Raw genomic sequence first — 10,311 nt, 5'->3', positions numbered from 1 at the left:
CAGCGTGGCTGCGCCTGCCGCCTGACCAGCATCGCCTGATCGTGGCGTGCGGCGCGGGCGCGGGCCTGGCCGCCGTCTACAACGTGCCGCTGGGCGCCGCGCTCTTCGTGCTGGAAGTGTTGCTCGGCACTACCGCCTGGCCCGCAGCCACGGCCGCCCTGGCTGCCAGCTGCATTGGCGCCGTCGTCGCCTGGATCGGCCTGGGCGACGAGATCCAGTACGCCCTGCCCGCCATGACGGTCAACGCGGGGCTGATCGCTTGGTCGGTGCTGGCGGGCCCGGTATTCGGCCTTGCGGCCTATGGCTTCGTCCGGCTGACGTCGGCCGCCCGCCGCCATGCCGCGCGCGGCTGGCAACTACCCGTCGCGGCGCTGATCAACTTCACCCTCATCGGCTGGCTGGCCATCGCGCTGCCGGCGCTGCTGGGCAACGGCAAGGGCGCTGCCCAATTGGGCTTCAGCAATGAACTGACCATCGGGATGGCGGCCACGCTGCTGGTGCTGAAAGTCGCCATCACCAGCGGCTCGCTGCGCGCCGGGGCCTCGGGCGGCCTGCTGACGCCGGGCATCGCCATCGGCGCGCTGCTGGCCGTCGTCCTGGGCGGGCTATGGAGCCTGGCCTGGCCGGGCGCGCCGCTCGGCGCCTACGCCGTCGTGGGCGCCGCGGCGTTCCTGGCGTCCTCCATGAGCATGCCATTGACGGCCATCGTGCTGATTGCCGAATTCACGCGTGTCGATCAGGGTTTTCTGGTGCCGATCATCCTGGCTGTGGCAGGCTCTACGGCAGCGCACCATTTTTTATCGTCCCGCGCCGCCCGATCCCCGGCGGCCGCCCCGGGGGACGATGCGCCGCACCCCTTAAGAGATGAATCATGAAATCACGCAACCTGACCGGTATCCATCGTTACGACGCGCCCGCAGGCGGCTGGGGCGCGCTCAAGGCGACCGCCCAGGCGGTGGCCGACCAGATGCGCCTGGCCGAAGCGCCCGTGCTGCTGTTGCGCACCAACAAGCCCGACGGCTTCGACTGCCCGGGCTGCGCATGGCCCGACAAGGCCCACACGTCCACCTTCCAATTCTGCGAGAACGGCGCGAAAGCGGTCACGTGGGAAGCCACCAAGAAGCGCGTCACGCCGGAATTCTTCGCCGCGCATACGGTGACCGAGTTGCAGACCTGGTCGGACCATGACCTGGAAGACGCTGGCCGCCTGACGCACCCGCTGATCTACGACGCCGCCAGCGACACCTACCAGCCCATCGAATGGGACGCCGCATTCGCGCGCATCGGCCGTGCCATGGCCAGCGTGCCTGAACCCGACATGGTCGAGTTCTACACCTCGGGCCGCGCCTCGAACGAAGCCGCCTTCCTGTTCAGCCTGTACGCGCGCGAATTCGGCACCAACAACTTCCCGGACTGCTCGAACATGTGCCACGAGGCCACGAGCGTCGGGCTGCCGCAGACGATCGGCATCGGCAAAGGCACCGTGTCGCTGGACGACTTCGACGTTTGCGACCTGATCATCTCGATGGGCCACAACCCCGGCACCAACCATCCGCGCATGATGGGCACCCTGCACGAATGCGCGCGCCGCGGCGTGCCCATCATCGTGTTCAACCCCTTGCGCGAACGCGCACTTGAACGCTTCGCCGATCCGCAAAACCCCGTTGAAATGGGCACCCTGGGGTCCACGCGCATCGCGTCCACCTACTACCAGGTGAAGGTCGGCGGCGACGCGGCCGCGCTCAAGGGCATCATGAAAGCGCTGCTGGCGGCCGACCGCCGCGCGCCCGGCGCGATCGACCACGCATTCATCGCCGAACACACGAACGGCTTCGACGCCTATGCCGAAGACCTGGACAACACCGCCTGGGCCGACATCGAGCAGGCCAGCGGCCTGACGCAGGCCGACCTTGAGGCGGTCGCCGCCGCCTATGCCAAATCCAAGGCCGCCATCGTGACCTATGGCATGGGCATCACCCAGCACGCGCGCGGCACGCAGAACGTGCAGCAGATCGCCGCGCTGCTGCTGATGCGCGGCAACTTCGGCCGGCCCGGCGCCGGCATCTGCCCCCTGCGCGGGCACTCCAACGTGCAAGGCAACCGGACCGTCGGCATCACCGAGAAGATCGATCCGGTGATGTTCGACAACATCGAGAAGACCTTCGGCTTCCGCCCACCCGAACGCCACGGGCACGATGCCGTCGACGCCATGAAAGCGATGGTCAGCGGCTACACCCGCGTGCTGATCTGCCTGGGCGGCAACCTGGCGATGGCCCTGTCAGACACCGAGCAGTGCGAAGCCGGCATGCGCCGGCTGGAACTGGCGGTGCACATGAACACCAAGCTGAACCGGTCGCACCTGATGATCGGGCGCGACGCGATCATCCTGCCGGTGCTGGGCCGCACCGAAAGCGACGTTCAGGCCACCGGCGCCCAGTCCGTCACGGTGGAAGACTCCATGTCCATGGTGCACGCCTCGCGCGGCAAGCTGGCGCCGGCCTCCGAACACCTGCGCTCGGAGCCCGCCATCATCGCGGGCATGGCCGCCGCCACGCTGCCCCACACGCGCGTCCCATGGCATGACCTGATCGAAGACTACGGGCGCATCCGCGACCTGATCGAAAAGGTCTACCCGGATTTCCGCGGCTATAACGAACGCATCCTGAAGCCAGGCGGCTTCCGCCTGCCGTTGCCGCCCACCGAGCGCATCTGGAAGACAAAATCGGGCAAAGCCGAATTCCTGCCCTTCAAGGGCTTGCAGGAAGACCCCGGCGCCGTCGAATCGGGCAGCCTCAAACTGACGACGCTGCGCAGCCATGACCAGTACAACACCACCATCTACGGGCTGGACGACCGCTACCGCGGCGTGTTCGGCCGGCGCGACGTGTTGTTCATGAATGCCGCCGACCTTGCGCGGCACGGCCTGGAGCACGGCGACGCGGTCGACATCAGCACCGGCCTGCCGGGCGAATCGCACCGCAGCCTGAGGCTGACCGCTATCGCCTACGACATCGCACCGGGCTCGGTCGGCGCCTACTACCCCGAGGCCAACAACCTTTGCCCGCTGGACTATCAGGACAAGCAAAGCGGCACGCCCAGCTACAAGTCGATCCCGGTCGTGATCAGAAAGGCCGCGTAGTCGTTCGCCGATGCCCTGACCAGGCGGGCGGGCCGCTTAGCGCAGCTCCAGGGTCGCCCCGATCACCCGCAGGGTCGGCATCAATTGCCGCCACGCGTCCTTCCCGATGGACGCGGGCCGCGTGAGCTCCGCCGCGGCCGGGTCGTTCAGCAGGTCGCCCTTGCAGGCGAAGACGATGCTGTTGGTCATGTCGTCGTCCACCACTTCGAACATGGCTGACCCGAAGGCGGCGCGCACGCGGGCCAGGTAGTCGTGATGCATCGGATGATTGACGTGGAAATTGATGACCAGGATGCCGTCATCGCGCAGTGCGCGGTGGCAATCGGCGTAGAACGCCTCGGAACAGAGCGCATCGGGAATGCCGCCCACGCCGAAGCCGTCCAGGAAAATCACGTCGGCGTGCTCCGATAGCCCGCGCAGATGCTCCGCCGCGTCGGCCTGGATCACCGAGAAGCGCGCGTCGTCCCGCGGCACCATGAAGGCGTCCCGCAAGGCGATGACGGCGGGATCGATCTCGACCACTTCGATCGCCGTCCGCGGCAAGTGGCGGTAGCAGAACTTCGGCAGGGACCCTCCGCCCAGGCCCACCATCAGGATACGGGCGGGCTCGGGATTGAACAGCACGAAGCCCATCATCATCCGCGTGTATTCGAGCTCCAGCGCGTCGGGATTGAGCACGGACATGCTGCTCTGGATTTCTTTCTGCGTGAAATGCAGCGTGCGGCGGGTGCCGTTGTTCTGGACGAAAGGCCGGTGGATGGCCGCCGGCTCATCGGATGGCGGCGAGTGGGCGGAATGCGAAGTGTCGGACATGGGCAGGGCGGGTAGAGAAAACAGGCACAAGATACCACCCGCCGCGCGCCCCCTCATCAGACCGTCGATGGCTACTCGTCAGGCGGCATGGTTGATTCGTCATCTTGGCCTTGTCCGGCAGGCCGCGGCATTTCTACTCTGCCGCTATCCCCCGTCGACGCGCCGCTATCCATGTCCACGCAAGATCTTCCGAACCCGGGCCGCATCCGCCTGCGATTCCCCTGGCTTGCCGTCCTGTTGCAGGCCGGCATCTCGACGCTTTACGTGTTCGGCCGGCCCGCCTATGCGCAGTCGGAGCCGCTGTCGTATGTCAATCGGGGCGCGGACGGCACTTGCTGTTCAAGCGGGGACTACCCCAACAACGGCCACGACGGCCAATGGGCGCCGTCGGATTTCGTCCACCAGGACAGCAATCAGCGCATCAACGCGACCGCCCCCGGCCAGACCGGCATCCTCATCGATGTCAGCGGCGGACGGGGCGGCGATGGCCGGGACGCGAATCCCAACCACTGGGGCGGCAACGGCGGCGGCGGACGGATCATCGACTACACCCTGGCGACCAGCTCTGTCACCGCCACCGGCCGCGGCATCGACCTGTACTCGGCGGGCGGCGGCGGCGGCCTGTGGGGGAATGCCGACGGGCCAAATGGTGGCTACGGCATCGGCGGCGACGGGCACCGGGCCGGCGTCACACTGAACAACGTCACCGTCACGGGTACAGGCTTCGGCGTCGCCGTTCAATCGTGGGGCGGCGGGGGGTCGGACAGCGGAATCGTCGGCGGCTTTGGCGGCGCGGACAACGCCGGCCACGGCGGCAGCGCAGGCGAGGCATACGTGACGTTGCAGGGCACGTCGGTCACCGCGCGCGGCCCCGGACCGGATGACGTCAGCGCGGCCGTCGGCCTGATCTCGTCCGGCGGCAACGGCGGCACGGGCGCGCGCAGCGGCGACTTCGGCGGGCACGTCAATGCCGGACGGGGTGGGGATGCGTCGACCATCACGTTCGTATCGTCGGCGGGTTCATCGGTCATCGGCCAGGGCGATGGCGTGTATGGCGTGATCGCGCGCTCCATCGGCGGCAATGCGTCGACCCAGAACGACGTCAATACGCAAGCCGGGGCGGGCGGCAATGCCGGCCAGGTCAATATCTCTAACGGCGGCTTGATCAGCACGACCGGCAACCGCGGCATCGGCATCTACGCGCTGACGCAAGGCGGCAATGGGGGCAACGGCGGCGACGGATCGTGGGCAGGCGGGCACAACGGCGCCGCGGGCGGCACGCCTGGCGCCATCACCATCACCCATACCGGAACGATCACCACAGGCTCGATCGGCACCGTCGGTGCAAAAGGCATCGTGACCAGCGTGCTGGGCGGCGAGGGCGGGCCCGGTGGCGCGAGCGGCGCCTTCGGACCGGGGGGCAACGGCGGCGCGGGCGCCGGCGCCGGCCAGGCGATCACCATCACCAACGCAGGGGCCATCAGTACCTTCGGCAACGACGCCGCAGCCGTCATCGCCAACAGCGCGGGCGGCGGCGGCGGCATGGCGGCATCCAGCAACGGGATCATCGGCGTGGGCGGCGGCCATGGGGGAACGGGCGGCTCGGGCGGCGGCGTGGCCATGACGAACACTGGCGCCATCGACACGTCGGGCGACAACAGCGCAGCCGTGATTCTGCAGAGCATCGGCGGCGGCGGTGGCCTCGGCGGCGACGCCAACGCCACCGGCGTCATTGCGGCCGTCGCCATCGGCGGCACCGGCGGCGCGGCCGGCAACGGCGGCCTGGTCCAGTTTTCATCGCAGGGCAAGATCCTGACCCGCGCCGGCAACGCGTCGGGCGTCGTCCTTCAGAGCATCGGTGGAGGCGGCGGCAGCGGCGGATCGGCCAACGCGGTCGGCGTGGGTGTCGGGCTGAACGTGACGGTGGCGACCGGCGGCAAAGGCGGCAGCGGCGGCGCCGCCGGCACCGTCTCGTTCACGCAGGCAACCCCCGGGACGATCACGACGCTGGGTGCGCAAAGCCACGGCGTCCTGGCGCAGAGCATCGGCGGCGGTGGCGGCAACGGCGGGCTGGCGAACTCCCGCGCCATCACGATCGCGCCGCCATTAGGCGACAACCCCAGCGGCACGGTCGCGCTGGCGATTTCGAATGGCGGCATGGGGCAAGGGGCCGGCGACGGCGGCATGGCGATCATCACGAACGACGGAGCCATCAGCACGGCTGCCGCGCAAAGCCACGGTGTCGTCGCGCAAAGCGTTGGCGGTGGCGGCGGCAACGGCGGCGGCGTCCTGGCGCCGATCAAGACGCCGACCATCGGCAATTCGCTGATCGACCTGCAATTGACCGTCCGCCACGGCGCGCAAGGCGGCAAGGGCGGCAATGGCGGCCGCGTGCAAGTGGCCAACTCCGATTCGGGCACCATCGCCACCTGGGGCGCGGGTTCTGCCGGGATGGTGGCGCAGAGCATCGGCGGCGGCGGCGGCAACGGCGGGATCGTCCAGGCGCATGATGCCAACTCCTTCAACGACATCCTGGGTTCGCCCGCCAATCTGGCCGGCCTGCTGGACAAGGCCGTCAGCTGGCTGGAAAGCGGTCCGCAAATAGCGATCAGCAAGGCCGTCAGCCTGTCCGTCGGGGTCACGACCGGCGGCAACGGCGGCGACGGCACGTCGGCAAGCCCCTTCAATGTGCGCAATGACGGCGTCATCTCGACCCAAGGCGATCACGCGCCGGCCATTCTTGCGCAAAGCGTCGGCGGTGGCGGGGGTAATGCCGGCATGATCGACTCGGCGGGGGCCTCCACGCTGCTCTCCAGCATTGACGCGCTGATCAAGGCCGCCGAATCGGGCGCGCAGAACGTGTTCACCGTCGCCCTGCCGCAAACCAGCATCACCCATCAGACCGGCGGCAGCGGCGGCGCGGCAGGCTCGGGAGGCGGCACGGCCTCCGATCCCGCCCTCGTCGTAAACACAGGCTCGATCTTCACGCAAGGCAATGGGTCGGCCGGCATCGTGGCGCAAAGCATCGGCGGCGGCGGCGGCCGCAGCGCGGCCAGCGGCCAGGACCTGCAGGCGGTGGTGTCCGCCGGGGCTGGCGGCGCCGGCCCCGAGATCCTCGACAAGATCACCCGCATCATCAACCTCCTGGGCACCAAGGGCGGCTCTGCGCTGGGATCGCTGATCAATGTCCGCAACGGCGGCACGGACGGCGCCAGCGGCGCGGGCGGCGTGGTCACGGTCGACGCCAGCGCCTCGACCAGCCGTATCGTCACGCAGGGCTACCAGGCGCCCGGCATCGTTGCCCAGAGCGTGGGCGGAGGCGGCGGCATATCGGTGGTCGACCAACCGCTGTTCCTGTGGAGCCAGACCACGTCGACGATGGCGCTGGGCGTGGCGGGCGATCAGGGCCAGGGCGCCCAGCTGAGCATGGGCGGCGCCGTTAACGTCATCCACGGCGGCACGCTTGCGACCAGCGCCGGCGGATCCGCCGGGATCATCGCGCAAAGCGTCGGCGGAGGCGGCGGGATCGGCACGCTCTTGCTGCGCAATGCCAGCCTGGCCGCCATGCCGCAAACCGCCTCGGCGGCCATCACGCTGGGCGGCGGATACCTGACGAACGGCTTCGGGGGAGCCAACTTTTCCCTGGTGCCCGGCGGCACCGTGAACGTCGGCAACAACGCCGGCCGTATCGTGACGCAAGGGGTGTTCTCGCCGGGGATCCTGGCGCAAAGCGTGGGCGGCGGCGGAGGGCTGGCCGCGGTGTCGTCCAGCGCGTCGCTCGGCAGCGTCGACATCCAGCTAGGCAGCATCGCCATCGACGCCATCGGCCCGGCTTTCACGACGGCCACCGGCAATGGCGGCGATGTCACCGTCGCCAACTCGGGCGGCAGCATCGCCACCGACGGCGCGCTGTCCTTCGGGGTGCTGGCGCAAAGCATTGGCGGCGGCGGAGGGTTTCTCACCCTCGACAATGGCGTGCAGCCTGCGGCGAATGCCGCGAACATCACCTTCGGGGCGAACTCGCCGATGCGCGGCGCCGCGGGCACGGTCACTGTGACGCAAGACGTGGGCGGCAGCATTTCCACGTCCGGCACGAATTCGCACGGCATCGTGGCGCAAAGCGTCGGCGGTGGCGGTGGCATCGCGGGGCTGTCCACCCAACCGGGCATGACGACATTAAAGCCCGTGGCATCTTCCTCCGAAGAGGGCGATGGCAACGCCGTCAACCTGTCGATCGAAGGCACGATCGCCACAAGCGGCAACGGCGCCGCCGGCATCCTGGCGCAGAGCGTGGGTGGCGGCGGCGGCCTGACGGGCGATCAGTCCGCCGCGCGCTACACGACAAGCCTCATCCAAAGCGCCGGGCTGACCGGCGGCACCGGCAATGGCGGCCCGGTCACGGTGTCCATCGGCACGGGGGGAACCCTCCAGACCACCGGCGCGAACGCGCCCGCGATCCTGGCGATGAGCGTGGGCGGCGGCGGTGTCTTCAAGGACGGCACGCTGTACCAGTACGACACCCCGGACAACGCCCTGACATACGGGGGGCCGATAGCCATCAATATCGGCCAGGCCGCGTACGTCGTCGCCACCGGCGCCGGTTCGCCCGCCATCGTCGCCGTCAGCAACGGCGCCAACGGCGGAGGCCGGACCATTACCGTCAACGTCGGCCCAAGCGCCCTGGTAAGCGCGGACAAGGCATCCGGAACCGCCATTCTTGCTATCGCGCCGTTGGCCACCACCCGCATCACCAATGCCGGCACCATCCAGGCCAAGACCGCGATCGACACGTCCGGGCTGACGGTCGCCGACAACAACGGGACCGTGGCCGGCGACGTATCGATGGGCGGCGGCAGCACTTTCAACAACCATACCGGCGCCAACCTGTACAGCGGCGCCCGGTTCCAAGGCGACCTGAACAACGCAGGCACGCTGAATCCTGGCGGGCCGGGCACGTTTATGGCGACACGGATCACGGGCTCGCTGAACCACACGGGCACCTACCGGCCTGACCTGGATTTCGGCGGCCACAACAGCGATTTCATCTCCGTGTCGGGCGCGTCGACCTTCGCGGGCACCGTCAATCCGGTACTGCGCAATCCCGTGAAGAACGTCTGGCTGGGGATCGGCCATTTCGATGCGGCGCAGACCAGCGTCCCGGCCTTGGCCAGCGACAGTCCGCTGTTCCAGTACGCGATCAAGAACAACGGCGCCGGCGGTCTTCGCGACCCGCTCATTTCCGTCGACGCCGACTTCACGCCTTCCGCGCTGCCCCTCAGCGCGGACCGCGCGAGCATCGCGAACGCGCTGCAAGGACTGTGGAACCAGGGCAGCAAAGGCAGCGCCTCGCTGTTCGACAAATTCACCGGCGTTCAGACCCCGCAGCAATACCGGGATGCGCTGAACGGCGTCGCGCACGATGGGCAGTTTGCGCGCGCGTCGAATCAGATGCATGCGTCCTACGCGTCGATGAACCGCATGATGAGCTGCCCGGGATTTGTCGGCGAAAGCACGATTCTGCGCGAGGGCGATTGCGTATGGTCGCGCCTGGACACGAACTGGACGACGCGAGAAGGCACCTCGAACGACCAGGGTTATCGCATCCGCCAGACCGCGCTTACGATCGGCGCACAGCGCGAAATCGTCACCAACTGGTTCCTGGGCGGATCGCTGAGCTATGCCTATGGCAAGACCTCGTCGTCATCCGACCTGTCGGCCAACAGCGACACCTTCGCGGGCGGCCTGGCCCTGAAGTACAACAACGCGCCCTGGCAGATCGCCGTCGCAGTGCATGGCGGCGTCGAGAAAAGCAGGATGTCGCGCGGCACGCTGGACGGCGTCGCCAAAAGCAAGCCCGAGTCGTCGTTCCTGGCCGCCCGGCTGCGCACGGCCTACGAATTCAGCCAGCCGTCGTGGTACCTGCGGCCTTATGTGGATGTCGACGTGAACCATATCCGCCAGGACGGCTATCGCGAACAAGGCCCCAGCGTATTCAACCTGAAAGTCCGCGGCAACGACACCACGTCAGTCATGGTCTCGCCCATGGTCGAGATCGGTGGGCGCAAAGACCTGGACAACGGGGCGACCCTGCGTTCGTACGCGGCGGCCGGGATGAGCTTCCTCAGCGGTGGCGACGTCGTAACGACCCTGCAGTTAAGCGGGTTCAACACGACGCCGTTCTCGTTGAAGTCGGGCATGCCGAAGACCTACGGCAACCTGTCCGCCGGCCTGGAATACGTCACGCCCAAGGGCATGGAGCTGAAAACGGAATACGCGCTGCGCGGCAACGGGCAATACCGCGACCAGTCGCTGACGCTGCGCGCCGCCTACCGCTTCTGATCGCGCGGCAGGCGGGCGGC

At 68.3% G+C, this 10,311-nt stretch carries 4 protein-coding genes; 3 read left to right on the top strand and 1 reads right to left on the bottom strand.

All coding sequences use genetic code 11. The features are described 5' to 3' along the window. Positions 1–875, top strand: an 875-nt coding sequence (locus HG262_RS22045; RefSeq protein ID WP_169273057.1) for a chloride channel protein, incomplete at its 5' end; no start/stop codon positions are given. Further along, the gene (locus HG262_RS22040; protein WP_169273060.1) at positions 869–3,139 is read left to right on the top strand and encodes an FdhF/YdeP family oxidoreductase; all 2,271 of its coding nucleotides are present in this window, start codon (positions 869–871) and stop codon (positions 3,137–3,139) included. The genes HG262_RS22045 and HG262_RS22040, both read left to right, overlap by 7 nt. Positions 3,140–3,175: 36 nt before the next feature. Here HG262_RS22040 and HG262_RS22035 read toward each other — a convergent pair whose 3' ends face one another. Then, positions 3,176–3,952: a fused MFS/spermidine synthase gene (locus HG262_RS22035; protein WP_169273056.1), complete on the bottom strand. Its 777-nt coding sequence runs from the start codon at positions 3,950–3,952 to the stop codon at positions 3,176–3,178. A 171-nt stretch (positions 3,953–4,123) separates the two neighbouring features. Here HG262_RS22035 and HG262_RS22030 point away from each other — a divergent pair, with 171 nt between their 5' ends. Next, the gene (locus HG262_RS22030; protein WP_169273055.1) at positions 4,124–10,291 is read left to right on the top strand and encodes an autotransporter outer membrane beta-barrel domain-containing protein; all 6,168 of its coding nucleotides are present in this window, start codon (positions 4,124–4,126) and stop codon (positions 10,289–10,291) included. Positions 10,292–10,311 lie beyond the last annotated feature (20 nt).

This window comes from Achromobacter sp. Bel (genome assembly GCF_012928505.1).
In the GTDB taxonomy this organism is placed as follows: domain Bacteria; phylum Pseudomonadota; class Gammaproteobacteria; order Burkholderiales; family Burkholderiaceae_B; genus Achromobacter.
Note: the sequence above shows the minus strand (reverse complement) of the source record. Positions and strands in the feature narration are given on the sequence as shown.